The sequence below is a fragment of the Facklamia sp. P12937 genome, assembly GCF_050409505.1.
In the GTDB taxonomy this organism is placed as follows: domain Bacteria; phylum Bacillota; class Bacilli; order Lactobacillales; family Aerococcaceae; genus Facklamia.
On record NZ_JBNUPI010000011.1, the window covers coordinates 38,419 to 60,564 of the forward strand.

Consider the following 22,146-nt stretch of genomic DNA (forward strand, 5'->3'; position numbering starts at 1 on the left):
CGTCAATATAAAATATGTGACTTGCTCCACAAGAATTTCTAACAAACCAGCCCTTGGCAACTTGTCCTGGCGTGTCACAACCTCTCGTTTCACTGCATATCTCCCTCTTCTCGAGGGATTGTGCCCATTTCGGGGCAGAACCCTCCAATTGACACAACCGATATTATACCGAAGATAGATTGCTAATGCAAGCGATAATCAAAGCTTTCTTGAGTATTTATAAAAAAAGATAGCTTTTATGTTTTTTTAGCTGCAGGAAAACCAATATCAATTTTCCTAGAAAAACATAATTGCTACCTTATTATATAGAGGATTTTAAATTATCTTACTTTAATTGTTTTTTAGCTTTTAAAGCAGCCACAGTAATGTAATTATACGGTTGGTTAAAGTGAGGTAGGAAGAAGGTATCTAATAAGGCTAACTTATCAATCGTAACTTCTTCTTGAATAGCTAGTGAAAACATATGGATTAATAAAGATACATCGTAATCTGAAGCTAGCTGAGCCCCTACTATCCGACGACTTGTCTTTTCATAGACAATTCTTATTTTGACTTGATGATTTTCAGGCATAAATCCGGGAAATTGTGTATCTTCATGTTCTACATAGTCTACATCAACACCTGCTAGTTCAGCTGCCTTTAACGTCAAACCAGTTGAGACTAATTTTAAGTTGAAAATATTAATTCCGTTTGATCCCTGTACACCAGCTCCTTCCAACTCAGTACCTGCAAGGTTATGAGCTGCAACAATACCTGATCGAACCGCATTAGAAGCTAAGGCAATGTATGTTGTATCCTGAATGGCATTGGAGTAATTGCTGGCACAGTCTCCAATCGCATAGACATCATCATCTGATGTTTTAAAATGGCGGTCTACAAGATATGCTCCACCTTCAAATAAGTCGAGATGGTCTTTACCTAACTCGGTATTCGCTTGGAAGCCGATTGAATTAATTACCACATCTGCTTCATAAGTGCCCTTATCTGTTCTCACAGCCTTAACTTTACCGTTTTCACCGATATATTCTTGAACTAATTCACCAAAATGTGTTGATATGCCATTACGCTCTAAGTTTTGGTCCATCATCTTAGCGAATTCAGGATCATAGTAACTAGCTAGTGAAGTTTTTTCAGCATCAAAAATGCGAACGTTTTTTCCACGTCTCTTAGCAGCTTCAGCAATTTCGACACCGATATAACCTGCACCAATTACACAAACATTTTTTGCCCCTTTATCTGCTAAGGCTTTATCAACCGCTTGTCCTTCTTGGAATAATTTTAAGAAGTGTAATCCTTCCAAATCATAACCCGGGAATTTAGGAGTGATTGGCAATGATCCTGTAGCTAAGATTAATTTATCATAGCTTTCCTCAAGTTTTTCGCCATCTTTTTTCAGAGCGTATACCTTTTTATTCGAAAAATCGATGTTAGAAACCTCAGTTTCAGTATAAATTCGGGCTCCTTTTTTAGCGAAAGCCTCCTCGTTTGTATAGAAAAGACCCTTATAATCATCAATTTGACGACCTACCCATAAAGCTGTTCCGCAGCCAAGATAAGAAAGATTTGAATTACGTTCCAACATCACAATTTCGTGCTCTGGATAATTTTCTAACAAAGTATTTGCCGCTGCTATTCCAGCATGGTTTGTTCCAATGATGATCACTTTCATAAATATTTCTGCCTCCAAATTGTTTTTTCACAAGCTAATTGTACGCCTATATTTTACCATTCTCTCGAAAATAAGTCAATTTTTACCCTTCTTTTTATCATGTGCTTTCATTAAACATTTTAGCGTTTAAATAAGCAACACTATTAAACTTACATAGCGTTAAAAACAATAATTTTTGTGGCTTATTTTAGATTGACAAGTAATAGTGTGCATTATATAATACGATAAGTTGCACTACTTAAATTTTTAGGAGGTTTGTTGATGAAACGTGTTTATGCATTTGGTGAAGGAAATGCCAAAATGAGGGATCTATTAGGCGGTAAAGGAGCCAACTTGGCTGAAATGACTAGTCTAGGCTTCCCTGTTCCCCAAGGATTTACTATTTCGACTCAAGCATGTTTGGAATACTTAGAGGAAGCTAAGGGGTTAAAAACTGAGCTTAAAGATGAAATTGCCGAAGCCGTGAGCCATCTTGAAGAAATCTCAGGCAAGACCTTTAATGATCCAGAAAAATTATTATTAGTTTCCGTTCGCTCTGGAGCAAAAATCTCTATGCCAGGTATGATGGATACTATATTAAACTTAGGGCTTAACGATGAAAATGTCTTAAAATTAGCTCAAATCACCAACAATGAACGTTTCGCATACGACTGTTATCGTCGTCTTCTACAAATGTATGGGAACGTCGTTTATGAAATCGATATGGCTAAGTTTGAAAAAATTCTTAAGCAAGTTAAATTAGACAATCATTTGCACTATGATTACGAATTGACAGCTGAACACCTTAAAGGAATTGTTAAAGATTATCAAGCTATCTATCAAGAAGAATTGAACCATCCATTCCCTCAAGATGTTTACCAACAGATTTACGCAGCGGTTGAAGCTGTCTTCAAATCTTGGAATAATCAACGGGCTATTGTTTACCGTCGCTTAAACAATATTCCAGATGACTTAGGTACTGCTGTTAACATCCAAGAAATGGTCTTTGGTAATAGTGGCGAAACTTCTGGTACAGGTGTTCTCTTCACACGTAATCCCGCAAACGGTAAGCACGAATTATACGGTGAGTACTTAACTAATGCACAAGGAGAAGACGTAGTTGCTGGTATACGTACCCCTGTTTCAATTAATCGTCTACGTGACCAATTCCCTAACATCTATCAACAAATCATAGAATTAACTGAGAAACTTGAAAAGCACTATTCGGATATGCAGGATATTGAGTTTACGATTGAGGATAAAAAATTGTATATTCTGCAAACAAGAAATGGCAAGCGGACTGCTCAAGCAGCTGTCAAAATTGCGGTGGACTTTGTAAATGAAGGCATCTTATCACCCGACCAAGCCCTTCTAACTATTAATCCAGAATCCCTCCATACATTGCTACACCCTGCCTTTGATCCGAATGCTCTAAATCAAGCTGAATTAGTTTCTAAGTTGGGCTTGCCAGCCAGTCCGGGTGCTGCAACTGGACAAATCGTTTTTGATGCAGTCACTGCAAAAGAGTGGGCAGATGCTGGCAAATCAGTTATTTTAGTGCGTCATGAAACTTCACCTGAAGATATTGTGGGTATGAACTCTGCTAATGGCATTGTAACCAGTCAAGGAGGAATGACTTCTCATGCAGCGGTTGTTGCTCGCGGAATGGGTAAATGCTGTGTAGCTGGTTGTAGTGAATTGGACATCAATGAAGATAAGAAGACTTTATCTTATCCTGGTGGTCAACTAAATGAAGGAGATATCATTTCTGTAGACGGTACGACAGGATGTCTTTACATCGGTGAAATCCCAACAGTTGCAGGCGGAGCAAATGAAGACTTAGATAAGGTCTTAGAATGGTCTCGTCAGCATGCTCAATTAGCTATTCGTATGAATGCCGAAACAGCTTCAGATATTGAAAACGGTTTACGTTTTGGAGCAGTTGGTATTGGACTAGTTAGAACTGAACATATGTTCTTCCAAGAAGACCGTCTAATAGCCATCCGCAAATTCTTACTTGCCAAAAACCCTGCTGATCGTCAAACATCTTTAGATGCTATCCGTAATTTCCAAACCGAAGATTTTTCACATATCTTTGAGTTAATGCAAGAAAAACCAGTGGTAGTACGTTTGTTAGATGCTCCTTTACATGAGTTTTTACCGCATGGTCAAAATGAAATCAAACAAGTTGCTAAACAACTTCAAATTGATGCTTCTGAATTGAGTGACCGGGTGCAATCTATGAAGGAAGTTAACCCTATGATGGGCCACCGTGGTTGTCGTATGGGAATGTCCTACCCTGACTTATATATCATGCAAGCAGAAGCAGTTATCCGATCAGCTATGAAAGTAGCAAAAGACGGTGTTAAAGTTAAACCAGAAATCATGATTCCTTTAGTGAGTAGTCAAGCTGAATTAATTCACTTGAAAGCAAAAATAAAAGAACACTTAGAAAATGTTCTAAAGCAAGAAAAGGTAAGTATGGAATTTACAGTTGGAGTAATGGTTGAAACACCTCGTGCATGCTTAATTGCCGATCAATTAGCAAATGACGCTGAATTCTTCTCGTTCGGAACCAATGACTTGACTCAACTAACCTTTGGCTACTCACGAGATGACGCTGGTAAATTCTTAAATCAATACCTTGACCAAGGCATTTTAAAAGATGATCCTTTCCAAACTATTGATACTTTTGCTGTTAAAGAACTTGTTGAGATAGCTGTAGAACGAGGACGATCCGTGAAAGAAAACTTGAAAATTGGTGTTTGTGGAGAACTAGGAGGAGACCCTCGTTCCATTGAACACTTCCACCAAGTAGGGCTTTCATATGTATCTTGCTCACCTTACCGTGTACCAATTGCACAATTAGCCGCTGCACAAAGCGCTATTAAAAACGTATAATTAATTAACTAGGAGGGGAACTATGAAACTTTCACCCCGACAAGAAGAAATCATCTCAATCGTTAAAGAAAATGAACCAATCACCGGCGACGAAATTGCTAGTAAGCTTGGTTTAACAAAATCAACATTGCGTAGTGATTTCGCTGTCTTAACCATGACGGGCATCCTCGATGCTCGTCAAAAAGTAGGCTATATTTATTCTGGATTAACTGAAAAATCCTTATTATATGAAGCATTTTCAGAGTATCTTGTTAAAGATATTATGGTCCAGGCTATCACAGTTACACCTGATACTACAGTCCAAAACGCAATTACTCACTTATTTATGTATGATGCTGGTTCTATCTATGTAATTGATGAAGAAGACCACAAGCTAGCAGGTATCGTGTCGCGTAAGGATTTACTCCGCTCAGCGATTGGTCAGTTAATGGATACACCCTTAACCATTATAATGACCAGAATGCCAAATATTATTGTCGCTCAACCCGATCAAACGGTGCTTGATGCGGCACGCCTAATATCTGAACACCAGATTGATTCACTGCCAATCGTAACCGCTGACTATGAAATACTTGGCAAAGTATCAAAAACTCATATCGTGAATCTTTTGGTTGAATTAAGCCAATCGGAGGAATAATATGTCAGTAACCAATTCTTACAAATTCTATGTCATTTCCGACTCTGTCGGTGAAACAGCCCTACGCGCTACCAACGCCGCTTTAGCCCAATTCCCAAAGTTAACCAACATCAGTTTAAAAAGATTTCCATTTATTAACACCCGGGATGAATTAAAACCCATACTTGAAGAGGCTGCTAAAGTGAATGCGATTTTAATCACTACTTTAGTTGATGAAGGTCTAGAAAATTACGCCAGTGAGTTCTCAAAGAAAAACGGATTAGATTATCATAATGTAATCCACCCCATTCTAGACCTTATTTCACAAAAAACAAATATGACAGCTACTGAAAAATCAGGAACCCTACATCGACTCGATGATCACTACTTCGATCGTATTCAAGCCATTGAATTTGCAGTGAAGTACGATGATGGTAAAAATCGTAAAGGATTCGAATTAGCTGACATTGTATTGCTAGGAGTTTCACGCTCTTCCAAAACACCTTTAAGTATGTACCTAGCTAATAAATCATATAAGGTAGCCAACTTACCAATTTTTCCAGAAGTTCACATTCCTGATGAAATCTATCAGGCTGATTCACGAAGAATATATGGTTTGATTGCCTCTCCTCTATATATCCAAAACATTCGTAAAAAACGAGTCGAAATGATGGGGTTAGGTGAAAAAGCTACTTACTCTTCACTTGAGAGAGTAAAGCAAGAATTGATGTTCGCAGATGATTTATATCATCAACTAGGTGCCACCGTGATTAATGTAGAGAATCAATCGATTGAAGAGTTATCTGAACAAATCATTGGTCACTATAATCGACTGATTCAATAAATCGTAATTACAATCACAAAAAAGCTCGCTCATTCAATTAAGAATAGCGAGCTTTTTGTTTTGATTAGTTTTAGAATCTTTGCTGTTCTTCTTCTTTTTCTTCGTGTTCAATGCTTTTTTCAATATTTTCTAGTTGACGTGCAGCAAAATCCTTACCACCTATTCCAACTGCAAGAGCGAAGGCAACAGCTACCGCACTAAGAATAATAATAAAGGCCGCGTTAACAATTGTTGGAGCAAACTTTAATTGGTTCAATGTCATGAAAATCGCCAATACAATAATAGCATAACGAACAAATTCTCCAAATACTTTACTACCAGAAACTTCTTTCAAAAAGCTTGCAAGAATATTACCACCTATTACTCCTACCGCTAAGATTAACGCTGCAGCTATTACATCAGGGATGTAGGCAATAATAGAAGTGCCTATCGCATTTAATACTTCTAAGTTAAGAACTGAAATAGCTTCGACAATAAAGAAAATAAGTAATAGTGATTTAGCCACTTGAGCAATCACGCTTGAAATTTGGATATGGCTTTCACCTTTAAAATTTAAATATTTTGAATATTGGTCGATACCAGATGTCTTTAATAGACTTTCTAATAAATCACCTAACAATTTTGCAATGAAGCCACCGACAAAAACAAGAATAACTGCCACAATTATATTTGGAATTGCTGACATTACAGAGTTTAATACACCGACAATCGGTGCTGAAATAGTCTGAATACCTAGTGTTTCAAGGGCCACTGTTAAAATCGGAATAAATATTAAGACATAAACAACGGTCGAAAACACTTCAGCTAGATGTGTATCATTGACTCTTTCTTTTTCTTCCTGCCCCGTCATCTTACTATACCACTTATCTAAATTGAAACCTTCTAGTAAGTTTTGCGTTAACTGTTTAACAAACTTACAGAATAAGTTGCCAATGAATATAATTAAAACGGCTGCAATAATGTTTGGAATGTAAGCAAAAAACTTCGCAAACATATTAGATATTGGATCAACAACCCCTGCCAATCCTAATCCATTTAAAATGAAAGGTACAAAGAAAAGTACAATAATAAAATATAATAAAGTGCCTATTGTTTCTAAGAAGGCATTAGATTCCTCATCGGTTCTAGCTAACCCCCATTTTTGTAGTTTCAAGTCAAAGTCGATACTCTCCATAGCCTTAATCGCATATTTTCTCGCAAAATGCGCCAAAATCAATGCTGCTATTAATAAAAGTAATGAGCCTATTATTCCAGGAATAGAGCTAACAACACTGTTAAAATCCATCGTCATTCCCCTTTCTAAATTTTATTTACTTTTAGTATAGCATGATTAAGCTTGATACAACAAACATTAATCTAAAATAAAAAAGCCAAGTATTTTGCTTGGCTTTTGTTCTTAATATTTAATTAAGCATTAATTTTAGTAACAGTACCTGCACCTACAGTACGTCCACCTTCACGAATTGAGAAACGAGTTCCGTCTTCGATAGCGATTGGGTGAATTAATTCTACTGTCATAGATACGTTGTCACCAGGCATAACCATTTCAGTTCCTTCTGGTAATTCTACAACACCTGTTACGTCAGTTGTACGGAAGTAGAATTGAGGACGATAGTTAGTAAAGAATGGTGTATGACGTCCACCCTCTTCTTTAGAAAGTACATATACTTCCGCTTCGAACTTAGTATGTGGAGTAATAGTTCCTGGAGCTGCTAATACCTGTCCACGCTCAATATCATCACGTGTAACTCCACGTAATAATGCACCAATGTTGTCCCCTGCTTCAGCATAGTCTAACATCTTACGGAACATTTCTACACCAGTTACTGTAGACTTCATAGTATCTTCAGCGATACCTACAATTTCAACTTCGTCACCTACACGAACTTGTCCACGTTCAACACGTCCTGTAGCAACTGTACCACGACCAGTAATAGAGAATACGTCTTCGACTGGCATCATGAATGGCTTGTCAGTGTCACGCTCTGGTTCTGGAATATATGCATCTACTTCTTCCATTAGCTCTAATACTTTAGCTTCATAAGCTTCATCGCCTTCTAAAGCTTTAAGAGCAGAACCTGCGATTACTGGAATGTCATCTCCTGGATAGTCGTATTCTGATAACATGTCACGAACTTCCATTTCAACTAATTCTAATAATTCTTCATCGTCAACCATGTCTACTTTGTTTAAGAAGACTACGAAGTAAGGAACTCCTACTTGACGCGATAATAAGATGTGCTCACGAGTTTGTGGCATTGGGCCATCAGCTGCAGATACAACCAAGATCGCACCGTCCATTTGAGCAGCACCAGTGATCATGTTCTTAACGTAGTCCGCGTGTCCTGGAGCGTCAATATGTGCATAGTGACGGTTAGCAGTTTCATACTCGATATGAGAAGTGTTGATTGTGATTCCACGTTCTTTTTCTTCTGGAGCGTTATCGATTGAAGCATAGTCCTTAGCTTCACCGAATCCGTTTTTAGCTAATACAGTCGCGATTGCAGCTGATAAAGTTGTTTTTCCGTGGTCAACGTGTCCTAAAGTACCAATGTTAACATGCGGTTTCGTACGTTCGTATTTTTCTTTTGCCATTTGAGTAAATCCCCCTAATTTTAAAGTGTTTATAGATTATGTAATCTATCAAAATTATTATACCAAAGATATTGAAGTGAATTCAACGGATATTTCCCTTAACCTTGGTCTTTCTTCTTAATAAGCCTTTATTGCTTATGATTAATTTTCTGAAGACCCACCGTATTTTTTGATGATTTCTTCAGCGATTGATTTTGGAACATCTTCGTAGTGGTCGAATTGCATTGTAAATGTACCACGTCCTTGAGTTGAAGAACGTAAAGTCGTTGCATAGCCAAACATTTCTGATAAAGGAATGAATGATTTAACAATTTGTGCGTTTCCACGTGTTGAAGTACCTTCAATACGTCCACGGCGAGAGTTCACGTGTCCCATAACATCTCCTAAATATTCTTCAGGAACTGTTACTTCAACAGCCATCATTGGTTCAAGGATTGAAGGTTGTGCTTTCTTAGCAGCAGCCTTAAGTGCCATTGAAGCCGCAACCTTATAAGCTGTTTCAGAAGAGTCAACATCGTGATAAGATCCATCGTAAAGCTTAGCTTTGATATCTACTAATGGGAATCCTGCTAGGACACCATTTTCCATCGCATCTTTCAATCCTGCTTCTACTGCTGGAATGTATTCACGAGGAACAACCCCACCAACAATCGCATTCTCAAACTCAAAGCCAGCGCCTTCTTCATTTGGTTCAAATTCGATCCATACGTGACCATACTGACCTTTACCACCTGATTGACGAACGAATTTACCTTCAGCTTGTGTCGCGGCACGGAAGGTCTCACGGTAAGAAACTTGTGGTGCACCAACCGTAGCTGAAACTTTAAATTCACGTTTTAAGCGGTCAACGATGATATCTAAGTGTAATTCTCCCATTCCGGCAATAATTGTCTGACCAGTCTCATGGTCAGTTGAAGCACGGAAGGTTGGATCTTCTTCAGCTAACTTAGCTAAGGCTAAGCCCATCTTATCTTGGTCAGCTTTTGAATCAGGTTCAATCGCTACCTCAATAACTGGATCAGGGAATTCCATTGATTCAAGAATAACTAAGTTATCTGGGTCACATAAAGTATCTCCAGTTCCTGTATTCTTAAGACCAACAGCTGCAGCAATATCTCCCGAGAATACTTCAGCAATTTCCTCACGAGAGTTAGCGTGCATTTGTAAGATACGACCTACACGCTCACGCGAATCTTTAGTTGCGTTTTGAACATATGAACCAGATGCCAATGTTCCTGAGTAAACGCGGAAGAAAGTTAAACGACCAACGAATGGGTCTGTCATAACTTTGAAGGCTAAAGCTGCAAATGACTCACTGTCATCCGCATGGTGTTCAATTTCCTTTTCACTTCCTGGTTCGAAACCAATAATTGGTGGAACATCTAGTGGACTTGGTAAGTAATCAATAACACCATCTAGTAATAATTGAACCCCTTTGTTTTTGAAGGCTGTACCACAGAAGACTGGGTATAAGTCAACATTAACTGTTGCTTTACGGATAGCTTTTTTCAAAACATCTTCAGGAATTTCTTCCCCTTCAAGATAAGCCATCATAATTTCTTCATCAGTATCAGCTACTGCTTCAACTAAAGTTGTATAATATTCAGCAGCTTTTTCTTGATATTCTTCTGGGATATCTGTTTCTTCTATTTCTGTCCCCAAATCGTTATTATAAATATATGCTTTTTTATGAACAATATCGACGATTCCTTTGAATTCATCTTCAGATCCGATTGGAACTTGCATAGCTACTGCATTTGCGTCTAAGCGCTCATGAAGGGTTCTTAGTGAATATTCAAAGTCAGCTCCCATTTTGTCCATTTTATTAACAAATACAATACGAGGTACTCCATAGGTAGTAGCTTGACGCCAAACTGTTTCAGTTTGAGGTTCTACACCTGATTGAGCATCTAATAAGGCAACCGCTCCATCCAATACACGTAATGAACGTTCAACCTCAACCGTAAAATCCACGTGTCCTGGTGTATCGATGATATTTACACGGTGTTCTTTCCATTGAGCTGTTGTTGCAGCAGAAGTAATGGTAATACCACGTTCTTGCTCTTGCTCCATCCAGTCCATTTGAGCTCCACCATCGTGGGTCTCACCGATCTTATGGATCTTACCGGTATAATACAAGATACGTTCAGTAGTCGTTGTCTTACCAGCATCTATATGGGCCATAATTCCAATGTTACGAGTTTTCTCAAGAGAAAATGCTCTTTTTCCCATGTATATTTACCCCTCTTTCCTTTTTTGAATCATTATCTGTTAACAAAGAATCACTAAGTTAACAATACCATTATAAATCTTACCAGCGATAATGCGCAAAGGCTTTGTTAGCTTCTGCCATTTTATGCATATCTTCACGCTTACGTACAGAAGCACCTGTATTGTTTGCTGCATCCATAATTTCACGTGCTAGACGTTGTTCCATGGTTTTTTCACCACGTAAACGAGAATATGTCACTAACCAACGAATCGCTAAAGTATAACGACGCTCAGGTCTTACTTCAACTGGTACTTGATAGTTAGAACCCCCAACACGACGAGCTTTAACTTCTAATAATGGCATGATGTTTTCAATGGCTTGTTCGAAAACCTCCATTGGATCTTGGCCTGTTTGTTCACGGATTACATCAAATGCACTATATAAAATAGATGATGCTTTACCTCGCTTACCGTCAACCATTAAACGGTTGATTGTGCGAGTTACTACTTTAGAATTATAAATTGGATCTGGTAACACTTCACGTTTAGGAATATTCCCTTTACGAGTCATTTAAACTCCTCCTTTCGAAAAATCGGTGATTGTTATAATTATGATTTAGGTTTCTTAGTACCGTATTTAGAACGGCTTTGCTTACGGTCATTAACACCGGCAGTATCCAGCGCTCCACGAACGATATGGTAACGTACCCCTGGTAAGTCTTTCACACGTCCGCCACGGATTAGTACCACACTGTGCTCTTGCAAGTTATGGCCTTCACCTGGAATATAAGCTGTTACTTCCATAAGGTTAGATAAACGAACACGGGCATACTTACGTAAAGCAGAGTTCGGTTTCTTAGGAGTCATAGTCCCTACACGTGTACATACCCCACGTTTTTGCGGAGACATTGTTTTTGTGTTAGAACGTTTGAAGCTGTTGTAACCTACGTTTAATGCGGGTGAATTTGATTTACTTACTTTTGATTTACGAGGTTTATTAACCAATTGATTAATTGTTGGCATCAAAAGTCCTCCTTCCATTATTTTCTTAGTCCACACATCCAAGTGTGTCATTTATAAATATAAATTTTCCGCAGGCTTGAAATTTTCAAAACTGCGCTTCAGGGTGAATCTATAGCAGTCAGCACGACTGAGTTTCAGGTATCTGTCAATAAAAACACCTTTATTATCTTACCATGTAGTTTTTTCCTCGTCAATTAAATTTCGCATATATTTTAAAAACTTTTCTAGAGTTGTCAAACATATGTTACACAAGGTGCTTCTAAATGGGCATGCTTATGTCTTAGCGTCTAGCCCTCAAATTCTTTACTTTTGTCAAAGAGGAAAGCGGAGCGATCCTTGACAGAAATAAAGCCTAAAATAGGATGCATGCTAGCAACTAATTCTTTAAATCCTAAAAACTTAGAGCAAACCCCGCTAAAGTAACTGCTACATAGTAGGTATAAAACTTGTCGGGTTGCTTACTAGATAGGCGATGCGCACAAGCGAAAGTAAACTGAAGGCGCAGGGCATCACCACTGATAACAACTGCCATGGAAAAACCCGTTATAAAACACATTGAAAAATAGTTTAAGCTAGGCAAAATTATCGAAGGGAAAAGCTGATTGAGTTCTTGACTCATCACTTCAATCTTTTCAAAATCAAACCGATAGTTAAATAAAGTATCGATAAAAACTAGGATAATAAAATAATTAAGACCGGCGTAAAAAAACAATAATTTGTTGGATTTTTCAAAATCAAAGGATGCAATAATCAAAACTAATAGAACACACAAGGCGCTACCCCAAATGCTTTTTAAATTAAATTGCTGCTGCAAACTAGCTCCGGACAATAGCCACCCATTAAGGCATGCATGAGCCCTACCAAGAATAGGCCGAATAGGCCAACAGAACCAAACCTAATAAAACATTGCAGTAGCTCTTGGCCTGAAGTCAGTCTCGTCCCTGTTACTACTCCCACATAGGCAAAAGCTATCGTCAATGTCTTTCGATTCAAATAGAAACACTCCTCTATCTATTTAAGCAATTAAAAAGCGATGCATAACTATGGAATCATGCATCGCTTTCATTCTATTACATGGCCCAAAATGTTTGGTAATCTTTTGCTATAAAGGGATAAATTCATCTCTTTTTTAGTACCTTAAAAGAGCAGAAAACTGTTGTTTAATCCCTTCAACTTTTTCCAAAACGAGAGAAATTTTAACCCCTTGATCCATGGCTTTGATCACCCAATGATTTAAAGCCTCTCCATCTAATAAGTTGTCTGTAAAGTATTGAATCACCCATTCTTCGATACGCCCTTCATGGATCAGCCCTTTAATCTCTTCAAAATCATGAATGACTTTCCCTTGATTACGAGCTTTTTCAATTTGATCAATCTTTTCTTTTGCGAATTCTTGCTGATTTTGACTAAGGGTCTCTTTTAAAAGTTTGGTTTTCGCTTTAGCATCCATGGATTGGAAGGGTTTGTCGATTGTTGAATCATAATAAATAGCGGTGTTTTCATTAACTTTTTTGTAATGGCCTATGTTCTCAACTGTTCCTGCTAATAAAATTGGCCGGTGATAATGTTTAGCTACTTCTTGCATTTTTTTATGCAAGTAATTGAAATATTTTGCGCGATCTAGATCTTTTTCTTCTGGAGTAGCTCGGTGTCCATGATGCATACCAGGCTCTTGACGTCCGCCATAAGAGTGTACATTGACTTGAGAGTCAGCGTCTAAATCATCATAAATCTCTGAAAAGTCTTTCACTTCAATCGCAGGGTCTAGAGTAAGGGCTTCGGCATTAAACTGGTTGGCATCAAAAAAATCCACCGAATCTTTAGATATATCTGCAATGATTACTTCATGAAGTTCCTCATAATAAGCCAATAAAGGTAAAAGATAAAATTCATTTCCTAGATGAATCGAAGGTTTAAATTCATTACGTAAATAGGCAACTTCAACATCTTTAGGACTGATAAAAAGGGCTAGACCTTCTTTAGTTTGATCCCAAAAATTTTTATCGTTTCGAATTCTTTCAATTTCTTTTAAAATCTTATTTGCTTCATCTTTATCAACTTCTTCCAGCTTAGATTTAACTTGCTGAATTAGATTTTTAAATTGAATCAGGTCTTCTTGCCTATTTAAACCTCCACGATTAGTAGGCATATAAAGGGAAAGGCGCATCAAATCTTTTTGACTTTGTAACTCTCTTAAATTTGCAATAAAACTGTAACTCATCTTGATCCTTCCTTTCTATATTTTGTAAATAAAATCAATACTTAGGTCGTAAGCACTGTATTTTCCAACTTACTATTAAAATATTTGAAATAGACCTACTAATTAAAAGGTTATCACGGAAGCGCTTTATTGTCTAATTAAAGACCTTAAAAAAACCAAAAGTAGATGAAACTACTTTTGGTTATATGATTAGCAACTGTTAAGCTGGGTGTTTACGAGCATCTATATGCCTATATTTTTCTGCTTCCTCATCAAATTTTCTAATGACATATGGACAACTGGGATATATTTTTTTACCTTGCTGTTGCATATCTGCTACTAACTCATCTAAAAGCTTACCAGCAATTCCTTGACCTCTAAGACTATCTGAAGTAAAGGTATGGTTAGCCACCACTAACTTTTCATCATCAGTATCTCGATAAGTTATCTCGGCAATCATCTCGTTTTCTTCATTACGTAAAACAATGGCATGGTCTTCTCTTAAAAATTCCATTACTAGCCCTCCTTAATTGTGTTAATTCTATAATAACCTATTAATCGCAAAAATTAAAAAAATATGATTTGCCATATCAATATTTAAAAATTCGTAGAAATAAATGAAAGACTATTTATAAAAGGTGCTTTCTAGTCGCTTATCTGGAATAATCCATAATAAAGCTATCGCCACATATATTAGATAAGAAATTAGAGGCTGATAAAAAGCGAAAATCAAAGCAAGAATATAAAAAACAATCGAACCTTTCCCTTTGAAATCCTTACCAATCTTTTTAGCTAAATCTGAATCCTTGCCATTCACCCGAATAATTTCTGTTTGTAAAATATTATAAGAAACAGCACACATTAGTAAGATGAATCCATAAAAAAAGGCTGGTAGTTTAACAGAAGGGTTTAAGCCCATCCATTCCGTGAAAGTTGGTATCAAAGACATAAAAAAGAGCCAAAATAAGTTACGCCATAAAATTTTACCATTGACTGTTTTTAAAACGGCTAATAAATGATGATGATTGGCCCAGTATATCCCCACATATGCATAACTTAGTATATAGGCTAATAGAGTCGGATATATTTCTTTCAATCCAGCTAGGTCTAAACTAGCTGGGGGTTGTAATTTTAAAACCATGATAGTAATAACAATTGCTAAAACTCCATCGCTAAACGCTTCTGCTCTACTTGTATTCATAGTATTCTCCTTTATTTAATGTTGAGAGGTTTAGATTTTTAACTATTTCAAAAGAAACACCACAAACAAATCTCTATCCAGTTTGTGGTAATTTCTTAATCAATTCAATTCTTAATTATTTCTTAATGTTGGGAATAAGAGGACATCACGAATGGATTGTGAATCCGTTAATAACATTACTAAACGGTCAATACCAATTCCTAAGCCACCAGTTGGAGGCATTCCGTGCTCTAATGCTTCTAAGAAATCTTCGTCAACTGGATGCGCTTCGTCATTTCCAGCATCTTTTTCTGCCATTTGAGCTTCAAAACGTTCTCTTTGATCAATTGGATCCGTTAACTCTGTAAAGGCATTCGCATATTCTTTACCAACAATAAACAATTCAAAGCGGTCGGTAAAACGTGGATCCTCTTCGTTTTTTCGAGCCAATGGTGAAATTTCAACCGGATGTCCATAAACAAAAGTAGGCTGAACTAATGTATCTTCTACCTTTTCTTCAAAGAAGTTATTAATAATATGTCCTACTGACAAATCGTGGTCTTCAACTGGGACTTGATGTTCTTTAGCTAAAGCTTTAGCTTCTTCTAGAGTCATCTCTTGCCAGAAATCGACACCGGTTTCTTCTTTAATTAAATCAACCATATGGCGACGTGCCCACGGCGTTTCCAAATCTACCTTTTTACCATCATAATCAATCATAGCAGTCCCTAAGACTTTCTTGGCAACATGGCGAATCAACCCTTCTGTTAAGTCCATAATATCCGTATAAACTGTATAAGCTGTATACACTTCAATCATAGTGAATTCAGGGTTATGGGTAGTATCAATTCCTTCATTACGGAAGACACGACTGATTTCGTATATTTTTTCCATACCGCCTATTACTAAACGCTTCAAATGTAATTCTAAAGCAATCCGTAAGTATAGTTCCATGTCTAATGCATTATGATGTGTAATGAAAGGTCTAGCTGACGCTCCACCTGCTAGATTATGTAAGACAGGAGTTTCAACCTCTAGATAATCTAAATCGTCTAAATAATGTCTCACTTCGCGAATAATCTTTGAACGGTTGACAAAGCGATCAAAACTTTCTTCGTTGGCAATTAGGTCTAAATAACGTTGGCGATATTTCTGTTCAACGTTTGTCAAACCATGGAATTTATCAGGTAGTGGTCTTAAAGCTTTTGTTAAAGGAATAAACTCCTTTGCTTTAACTGAAAGTTCCCCTGTTTTTGTCTTAAACAAGTTGCCGCGAACCCCCACAATATCTCCTAAATCGGCAGCGTTCCACCAAGTAAAGGCAGCTTCACCCACTTGATCCTGGCGAACATAAATCTGCAACTTACCTTTCATGTCTAACAGGTGAGCAAAACCTGCTTTTCCTTTTCCGCGCTTAGAAACGATACGGCCAGCAATAGAAACTTCAATCGCTTCTTTTTCTTGCAAGTCTTCTTTGGATAAGTGATCATACTTTTCAATTAAAGCCTTTGAATAGTCACTGCGTTCAAATCCTGCAGCAAAAGGATTGACTCCTGCTTCAGACATTTCTTGCATCTTTTGTCTTCTGACTACTAACTGGTCATTTAATTCTTCAAATTCTGGATTATCTTTTACATCAGACATTGGCTTTCCTCCCACTATTTCTTTATACTGTCCCTTTCATTTTACATGAAGTCGTTCAGTTTGTCATGGTGATAATAGAGCGATCTTATTGATTAGCTAAGATCGCTTTTAATTCTTCTTCACTAAATTGATAAGTCGCACTACAATATTGGCAAATAACCTCTGCTCCCTTATCCTCGTCAATCATTTGCTGTAACATATTAGAATCCAAAACTGCAAGTGACTTACGAAAGCGCTCTTTACTACATGGACAATAAAATTCAACTGGTTGCTGCGAAATAACTCGGCTATTATTCAATCCAACTAATGAATCCAAAAGATCTGTAATCGCTTCTGATCCGTCGATTAACTCTGACAGCGAACCAAGCGACTTAATCCTTGTTTCCAGTTGATCAATCACTTCGTCAGATGTCCCAGGTAAAACTTGAATCATAAAGCCCCCAGCTGATTGAACTGATTCATCTGGATTGACAAGCACACTCAAGCCAATAGAAGAGGGAGTTTGTTCCGATACTGCCATATAGTAAGTAAAATCTTCGCCCAGTTCACCTGAAATAAGCTCAACTTGGCCAGTAAAAGCTTCTGAATCCGCAAGGTATTTACTGACCTTCAAACTACCAGGAAGCCCAACCGCTCTCGCTACATCCAACTTGCCTTTACTATTTAACTCTAAAGCCACGTTCGGATTTGATACATACCCTCTAATTCGACCTTGGGTATCGCCATCACAAGAGATTAATCCTAAAGGACCATTACCTTTAATCTGAACAAGCAGGCGGTCATCCCCTTTTAGATTGGCTGACAAGAGTGCTGTAGCAACCAAGCTTCGCCCCAATGCAGCTGTAGCCGTATGCCACGTTTGATGTTTTTCTTGTGCTCGCTTAACTAAGTCCGTCGCATCTACTACAAATACGCGTATTTGATCATCAAAAGCTAATGCTTTGATTAACTGCCCTTTCATTTTTTCCCTTCTTTCTATTTCATTCGATGATAAAAGACAGGCGAGGGCCTGTCTTTTAACTTAACTATTTGACTTCGTCCTTTGAATCCAAATCTTCGTTAGAATTTTCTTTAGGGTCATCTTCCAAAGATTTTTGTTTAGACTCTTCAAAGTCAGATGGATCTTCCACAACTTCTGCTGCTTCCGTTTCATCTAATTTAGGCATTTCACCTGTTTCAAAAAGAGCTTTAATTTGGCGAGCATCTAAGGTTTCAACTTCTAAGAGCTTTTCTGCGATCAGATTTAACTGTTCTCGGTGCTCATTAATAATACGATAAGCTTCCATTAAAGCTTCCTTCATAATACGGTGAATTTCCTTATCGATTTCATAAGCCACTTGCTCAGAATAAGAGGTATGGTCTTCTGTACCATAGCGACGTCCTGCAAATGGTTGGCTATCACTCTCATATTGAACGGTTCCAATTGTTTCAGACATCCCGTAACGAGTCACCATACTACGTACTATAGCTGTCGCTTGACGGAAGTCATCACTGGCTCCTGTTGACTGATGGTTAAAGACAATTTCTTCCGCCGCACGACCTCCTAAAAGACCTACAACTTGCTCAAATAATTCTTTATAGGTAACAATGTATTGATCTTCTTTAGGAAGCATAATAGCATAGCCACCTGCACGACCACGTGGAACGATAGTCACCTTATGGACTGTACGGGCTTCACTTAAAACCATACCAATTACAGTATGTCCTGCTTCGTGGTAAGCAACCGTTTTTCTTTGACGCTCCGAAACGACAGCATCTTTTTTAGCAGGTCCTGCAATCACACGATCATGTGCTTCGTCTAAATCAGGCGCTGTAATTTCTTTACGGTCAAAGCGGGCTGCAATTAAAGCTGCTTCGTTTAAAAGATTTTCTAAATCGGCTCCTGAAAAACCGGGTGTTTGTTGAGCAATCACTTTCAAGTCAATATCAGAAGCTAACTTTTTATTACGAGAGTGAACTTTCAACACGGCTTCTCTGCCTTTAACATCTGGATTACCTACTAGTATTTGACGGTCAAAGCGCCCAGGACGTAAAAGAGCCGGGTCCAAGACATCTGAACGGTTAGTCGCAGCCATAACAATGACACCTTCATTTCCTTCAAAGCCGTCCATTTCAACAAGCAGTTGGTTAAGTGTTTGCTCACGTTCATCGTGGCCCCCACCCATACCTGCTCCTCTTTGTCGGCCTACAGCATCGATCTCGTCAATAAAAATAATAGCTGGTGCTTCTTTTTTTGCATTTTCAAATAAATCACGGACACGTGAAGCTCCCACCCCAACAAACATTTCGACGAACTCAGAACCTGAGATTGAGAAGAAAGGCACACCTGCTTCACCAGCAACGGCTTTTGCAAGTAAGGTTTTACCTGTACCTGGAGGTCCTTCTAAAAGCACTCCAGCTGGTATTCTTGCACCTAGAGCTGTAAACTTCTTAGGCTCTTTTAAAAACTCAACAATTTCAACTAGCTCTTGTTTTTCTTCATCGGCACCGGCAACGTCAGAGAATCTAACTTTGACTTTTTGTTTTGAGACATCTTTAGACTTAGACTTACCAAAGTTCATGACACCCTTTCCGCCACCACCACTAGCTTGCATCATGGTATACATCAAGAAAAAGCTAGGAATCAGTAATAGTAGGATAGGTAAAAAATTTAACCAAATACCTGCTGAAGACTCCGGCATTGATTTAAATTTTACATTTTTCTCTTTGGCTAATTCAGTCACTTGGCTAATGGTCGAATCATTTGGTAAGATATCTGTCTCAAACAATTGAGTTTTACTATCACCTTTGATGACTTCAACCGCTTTATCACTCGTTTTGTTTTCAGCTTCTATCGGTTGATACTTACCTTTCACATGATAAACTCCTGCTCCCGGTTGCATCTCAAATTCAGCAATTTTATCGGCTTCAAGTTGTTGAACAAATTCAGATATCGTGATCTTTTTAGTAGAATTTAAAAACGATCCACCATCTGTCATTAAACTAAAGCCGCCTAAAATAGCCAAACCGATTAAAATATAAACGAGGGTGTTTCGAAAGGGATTTCGAAAGGGATTTCGATTTGGATTAGGTTTTTGCATTCGTTTCTTTCTCCTTAACTTCGATTATTGATTAAAAATATACTTAATCTTTTGATAAAAATAATTAGTCTCACTGACTATTTTAAGAATAGATTTCAGCTTTTAAGACCCCAATATAAGGTAGATTACGATATTTTTGATCATAATCTAGTCCATATCCTACTACAAACTCATTAGGAACTTCAACTCCGACATAGTCTACTTTGACATCTGCTTCTATACGACGCTCTGCCTTATCTAGTAGACTGCATATTTTGATAGAATTGGCTTTACGAAAGTTTAGTAGATCCATGATATACTTTAAAGTTCTTCCAGTATCAATAATATCTTCGACTATTAAGATGTCCTTGCCTTCTACACTGCTATTCAAGTCTTTTATTATTTTGACTTCACCAGAAGACTCTGTAGCTGATCCATAACTTGAAACATCCATAAAGTCAATTTCTACATAGCAATCCATCTGACGGATTAAATCTGCCATAAAAAGAGCGGCTCCACGTAAGATACCTACTACCAGCACTTCTTTCCCTTGGTAATTCGCTGTAATTTCTTTACCTAGTCGTTGGACAGTAGCTCGTAATTCTTCTTCTGTTACAAGTACTTTTAAAACATCTTGTTCTAACATATTGACTCCTTTTCTTTCTCAAAGTGTATTAATGTATTTTAACATAACTCTTTATTTTCTTGCACCTTTTTAGTACATCTTTTGAATCAAAAGGTAATGTGTAATATTTTCTGGTTTTTGTGGTTGGTACTTAGAGGAACTCTGATGACCAATCATCCAAATCACTTCGTTAGTGTCATTAACAATTAACCAAATTTTATCTCTTACGGATGAAGGGATTTTTTCATCAATTAAGATTCTAGAAATTTTCTTGTGATAAGCTCCTTTGCTTGACTTCAACTCAATCAAATCCCCGTCTTGACGATGACGAATATGAAAGGCGGGGGGATTCTCTTCTTCTGATAGGTCAAGTGCCAAGAAATCATCTACTGCCTTACGCATTTGATTATTAACAAAAGAGCGGTTGAAAAGACCAATCCATAGCCCATTCCCTAGGCTAAACCACTTATTATTGGTAGATAAGTCCACTCGATAATCAGAAAGAGCTGGTGCTTTTCTTTCTTCCGGCTCGATAAAGATGTAATCATATTCTCGACGCGACACCCATCCTGGAGCTAAATTAAAGCGGTAATTTGGTGTTTCAGTATTTAAAATTTGATCCAGCAAGTGACTGATAGCCTCTTTATCATATTGACCAGCCACTTCTATAAAGCGCTCTTCGAAAAAAATGGTCAAAAAGACTTCTCTAAAATCATCAGACAATTCACGCCATTTTTTAACATCAAAGGCCCAACGCTTGTCTTCAAGTTTAGCTAATAATAATGGTTCTTGACACATATAAGTCTCATAATGTGCTTGGTAGGAAGAGGTCAGCTGTTGTTGCATCGCAAATAAATTATGATAAAATTGCGGATTTTCAAGTTCAATTTTAGGTAAGTACTGCTTGCGAATACGATTTCTTAAATATTCTGTTTCATGATTGCTTTCATCTTCATAGTAAACAATCTGGTGGTTCTCAGCGTATTGATAGAGCTCTGCTTTTCTAAAATTAATTAAAGGACGCATCAAGGCTGTCACAGTAATTTCATTATTACTAGCTTTCATGACTCTTTGATAATTATCACGTATTCCCGTCAATCCTTTTAACGAAGTCCCTCGAATCATTCGCATAAACATAGTTTCAACAGCATCGTCTAGATGATGGGCGGTCATTAAACAGTCCCCTTTACTAGCATCTAAAACATCAGCTAGAAATTGATAACGTGCTTGTCTAGCATTTGCTTCAATATTTGACTTGCTTGGACTCTCCCACTTAGATACAAAGTAAACCAATTGATGACTCTTAGCCGTGTTTACAACTAGGGTCTGTTCTTTATCATGAGTTTCGGGGGATCTTAGTCGATGGTTAAAATGAGCCACTACTAATTGCCGATCCCTATATTCATTTAATTGAACCAACTCTATCATTAAATGGAGGAGAACCATCGAATCAACACCTCCAGAAATAGCTAAAACAATCGTTTTGCATTCTTCCCAACCGGGCCAAGATTCTACTTTATTCTTAAATTGTCGAAAGGTTGCTTCCATAGCTTACCACCTCTGCCTCGTTCAAAATAAAGACTGCAAATAGACTGGCTAA

General features: G+C 37.6%; 19 protein-coding genes. 3 read left to right on the forward strand and 16 right to left on the reverse strand.

Annotated features, from left to right (window positions below; genetic code table 11):
- Window positions 1-325 precede the first annotated feature (325 nt).
- Window positions 326-1,669, reverse strand: coding sequence for a H2O-forming NADH oxidase (gene nox / locus ACQV2R_RS05465; RefSeq protein ID WP_428882165.1), 1,344 nt, complete (start codon window positions 1,667-1,669; stop codon window positions 326-328).
- 261 nt (window positions 1,670-1,930) lie between these two features.
- Between nox and ppdK the strand changes: the two genes are divergently transcribed.
- The 3 genes from ppdK to ACQV2R_RS05480 are packed head-to-tail and all read left to right on the forward strand — an operon-like array spanning window position 1,931 to window position 6,009.
- Window positions 1,931-4,549 carry a pyruvate, phosphate dikinase gene (gene ppdK / locus ACQV2R_RS05470; RefSeq protein WP_428891930.1) on the forward strand — a complete coding sequence of 873 codons (2,619 nt, stop codon included), beginning with the start codon at window positions 1,931-1,933 and terminating at the stop codon, window positions 4,547-4,549.
- A gap of 22 nt (window positions 4,550-4,571) precedes the next feature.
- A complete protein-coding gene (locus ACQV2R_RS05475; protein WP_258436781.1) occupies window positions 4,572-5,186 on the forward strand; it encodes a helix-turn-helix transcriptional regulator in 615 nt (204 codons plus the stop codon).
- Between the two features lies 1 nt (window position 5,187).
- Window positions 5,188-6,009 carry a pyruvate, water dikinase regulatory protein gene (locus ACQV2R_RS05480; RefSeq protein WP_428875347.1) on the forward strand — a complete coding sequence of 274 codons (822 nt, stop codon included), beginning with the start codon at window positions 5,188-5,190 and terminating at the stop codon, window positions 6,007-6,009.
- Window positions 6,010-6,079: 70 nt separating this feature from the next.
- Here ACQV2R_RS05480 and ACQV2R_RS05485 read toward each other — a convergent pair whose 3' ends face one another.
- From ACQV2R_RS05485 to tilS, 15 genes are all read right to left on the reverse strand, one after another.
- The gene (locus ACQV2R_RS05485) at window positions 6,080-7,294 is read right to left on the reverse strand and encodes a mechanosensitive ion channel (RefSeq protein WP_428875349.1); all 1,215 of its coding nucleotides are present in this window, start codon (window positions 7,292-7,294) and stop codon (window positions 6,080-6,082) included.
- A 122-nt stretch (window positions 7,295-7,416) separates the two neighbouring features.
- On the reverse strand, window positions 7,417-8,604 hold the full coding sequence (tuf, locus tag ACQV2R_RS05490) for an elongation factor Tu (protein WP_428873231.1): 1,188 nt from the start codon (window positions 8,602-8,604) through the stop codon (window positions 7,417-7,419).
- 141 nt (window positions 8,605-8,745) lie between these two features.
- Window positions 8,746-10,836: an elongation factor G gene (gene fusA, locus ACQV2R_RS05495; RefSeq protein ID WP_428873229.1), complete on the reverse strand. Its 2,091-nt coding sequence runs from the start codon at window positions 10,834-10,836 to the stop codon at window positions 8,746-8,748.
- Window positions 10,837-10,915: 79 nt separating this feature from the next.
- The gene (gene rpsG / locus ACQV2R_RS05500) at window positions 10,916-11,386 is read right to left on the reverse strand and encodes a 30S ribosomal protein S7 (protein ID WP_090289529.1); all 471 of its coding nucleotides are present in this window, start codon (window positions 11,384-11,386) and stop codon (window positions 10,916-10,918) included.
- A 38-nt stretch (window positions 11,387-11,424) separates the two neighbouring features.
- Window positions 11,425-11,838, reverse strand: coding sequence for a 30S ribosomal protein S12 (gene rpsL, locus ACQV2R_RS05505; protein WP_258436774.1), 414 nt, complete (start codon window positions 11,836-11,838; stop codon window positions 11,425-11,427).
- Between the two features lie 391 nt (window positions 11,839-12,229).
- Window positions 12,230-12,610, reverse strand: coding sequence for a hypothetical protein (locus ACQV2R_RS05510; protein WP_428891931.1), 381 nt, complete (start codon window positions 12,608-12,610; stop codon window positions 12,230-12,232).
- Between the two features lie 20 nt (window positions 12,611-12,630).
- Window positions 12,631-12,831: a hypothetical protein gene (locus ACQV2R_RS05515; RefSeq protein WP_428891932.1), complete on the reverse strand. Its 201-nt coding sequence runs from the start codon at window positions 12,829-12,831 to the stop codon at window positions 12,631-12,633.
- Window positions 12,832-12,967: 136 nt separating this feature from the next.
- A complete protein-coding gene (locus ACQV2R_RS05520; protein WP_428875352.1) occupies window positions 12,968-14,059 on the reverse strand; it encodes a hypothetical protein in 1,092 nt (363 codons plus the stop codon).
- A gap of 199 nt (window positions 14,060-14,258) precedes the next feature.
- Window positions 14,259-14,552 carry a GNAT family N-acetyltransferase gene (locus tag ACQV2R_RS05525; RefSeq protein WP_428873224.1) on the reverse strand — a complete coding sequence of 98 codons (294 nt, stop codon included), beginning with the start codon at window positions 14,550-14,552 and terminating at the stop codon, window positions 14,259-14,261.
- Between the two features lie 111 nt (window positions 14,553-14,663).
- A complete protein-coding gene (locus ACQV2R_RS05530) occupies window positions 14,664-15,239 on the reverse strand; it encodes a TMEM175 family protein (RefSeq protein WP_428873222.1) in 576 nt (191 codons plus the stop codon).
- A gap of 111 nt (window positions 15,240-15,350) precedes the next feature.
- Window positions 15,351-16,862 (reverse strand): lysine--tRNA ligase, encoded by a 1,512-nt coding sequence (gene lysS, locus ACQV2R_RS05535; protein ID WP_428891933.1) that lies wholly within the window; start codon window positions 16,860-16,862, stop codon window positions 15,351-15,353.
- An 85-nt stretch (window positions 16,863-16,947) separates the two neighbouring features.
- On the reverse strand, window positions 16,948-17,823 hold the full coding sequence (gene hslO, locus ACQV2R_RS05540) for an Hsp33 family molecular chaperone HslO (protein ID WP_428873219.1): 876 nt from the start codon (window positions 17,821-17,823) through the stop codon (window positions 16,948-16,950).
- Window positions 17,824-17,887: 64 nt separating this feature from the next.
- Entirely contained in the window at window positions 17,888-19,942 is a 2,055-nt protein-coding gene (ftsH, locus tag ACQV2R_RS05545) for an ATP-dependent zinc metalloprotease FtsH (RefSeq protein WP_428873218.1), read from the reverse strand.
- 82 nt (window positions 19,943-20,024) lie between these two features.
- Window positions 20,025-20,567 (reverse strand): hypoxanthine phosphoribosyltransferase, encoded by a 543-nt coding sequence (gene hpt, locus ACQV2R_RS05550; RefSeq protein WP_428873216.1) that lies wholly within the window; start codon window positions 20,565-20,567, stop codon window positions 20,025-20,027.
- Between the two features lie 69 nt (window positions 20,568-20,636).
- Window positions 20,637-22,094 carry a tRNA lysidine(34) synthetase TilS gene (gene tilS, locus ACQV2R_RS05555; protein WP_428873214.1) on the reverse strand — a complete coding sequence of 486 codons (1,458 nt, stop codon included), beginning with the start codon at window positions 22,092-22,094 and terminating at the stop codon, window positions 20,637-20,639.
- Between the last annotated feature and the right edge of the window lie 52 nt (window positions 22,095-22,146).

Bases quoted from the DNA above. Each gene is read 5' to 3' on its own strand.
- nox (WP_428882165.1), bottom strand. From the start codon at position 1,669: ATGAAAGTGATCATCATTGGAACAAACCATGCTGGAATAGCAGCGGCA.
- ppdK (WP_428891930.1), top strand. From the start codon at position 1,931: ATGAAACGTGTTTATGCATTTGGTGAAGGAAATGCCAAAATGAGGGAT.
- ACQV2R_RS05475 (WP_258436781.1), top strand. From the start codon at position 4,572: ATGAAACTTTCACCCCGACAAGAAGAAATCATCTCAATCGTTAAAGAA.
- ACQV2R_RS05480 (WP_428875347.1), top strand. From the start codon at position 5,188: ATGTCAGTAACCAATTCTTACAAATTCTATGTCATTTCCGACTCTGTC.
- ACQV2R_RS05485 (WP_428875349.1), bottom strand. From the start codon at position 7,294: ATGGATTTTAACAGTGTTGTTAGCTCTATTCCTGGAATAATAGGCTCA.
- tuf (WP_428873231.1), bottom strand. From the start codon at position 8,604: ATGGCAAAAGAAAAATACGAACGTACGAAACCGCATGTTAACATTGGT.
- fusA (WP_428873229.1), bottom strand. From the start codon at position 10,836: ATGGGAAAAAGAGCATTTTCTCTTGAGAAAACTCGTAACATTGGAATT.
- rpsG (WP_090289529.1), bottom strand. From the start codon at position 11,386: ATGACTCGTAAAGGGAATATTCCTAAACGTGAAGTGTTACCAGATCCA.
- rpsL (WP_258436774.1), bottom strand. From the start codon at position 11,838: ATGCCAACAATTAATCAATTGGTTAATAAACCTCGTAAATCAAAAGTA.
- ACQV2R_RS05520 (WP_428875352.1), bottom strand. From the start codon at position 14,059: ATGAGTTACAGTTTTATTGCAAATTTAAGAGAGTTACAAAGTCAAAAA.
- ACQV2R_RS05525 (WP_428873224.1), bottom strand. From the start codon at position 14,552: ATGGAATTTTTAAGAGAAGACCATGCCATTGTTTTACGTAATGAAGAA.
- ACQV2R_RS05530 (WP_428873222.1), bottom strand. From the start codon at position 15,239: ATGAATACAAGTAGAGCAGAAGCGTTTAGCGATGGAGTTTTAGCAATT.
- lysS (WP_428891933.1), bottom strand. From the start codon at position 16,862: ATGTCTGATGTAAAAGATAATCCAGAATTTGAAGAATTAAATGACCAG.
- hslO (WP_428873219.1), bottom strand. From the start codon at position 17,823: ATGAAAGGGCAGTTAATCAAAGCATTAGCTTTTGATGATCAAATACGC.
- ftsH (WP_428873218.1), bottom strand. From the start codon at position 19,942: ATGCAAAAACCTAATCCAAATCGAAATCCCTTTCGAAATCCCTTTCGA.
- hpt (WP_428873216.1), bottom strand. From the start codon at position 20,567: ATGTTAGAACAAGATGTTTTAAAAGTACTTGTAACAGAAGAAGAATTA.
- tilS (WP_428873214.1), bottom strand. From the start codon at position 22,094: ATGGAAGCAACCTTTCGACAATTTAAGAATAAAGTAGAATCTTGGCCC.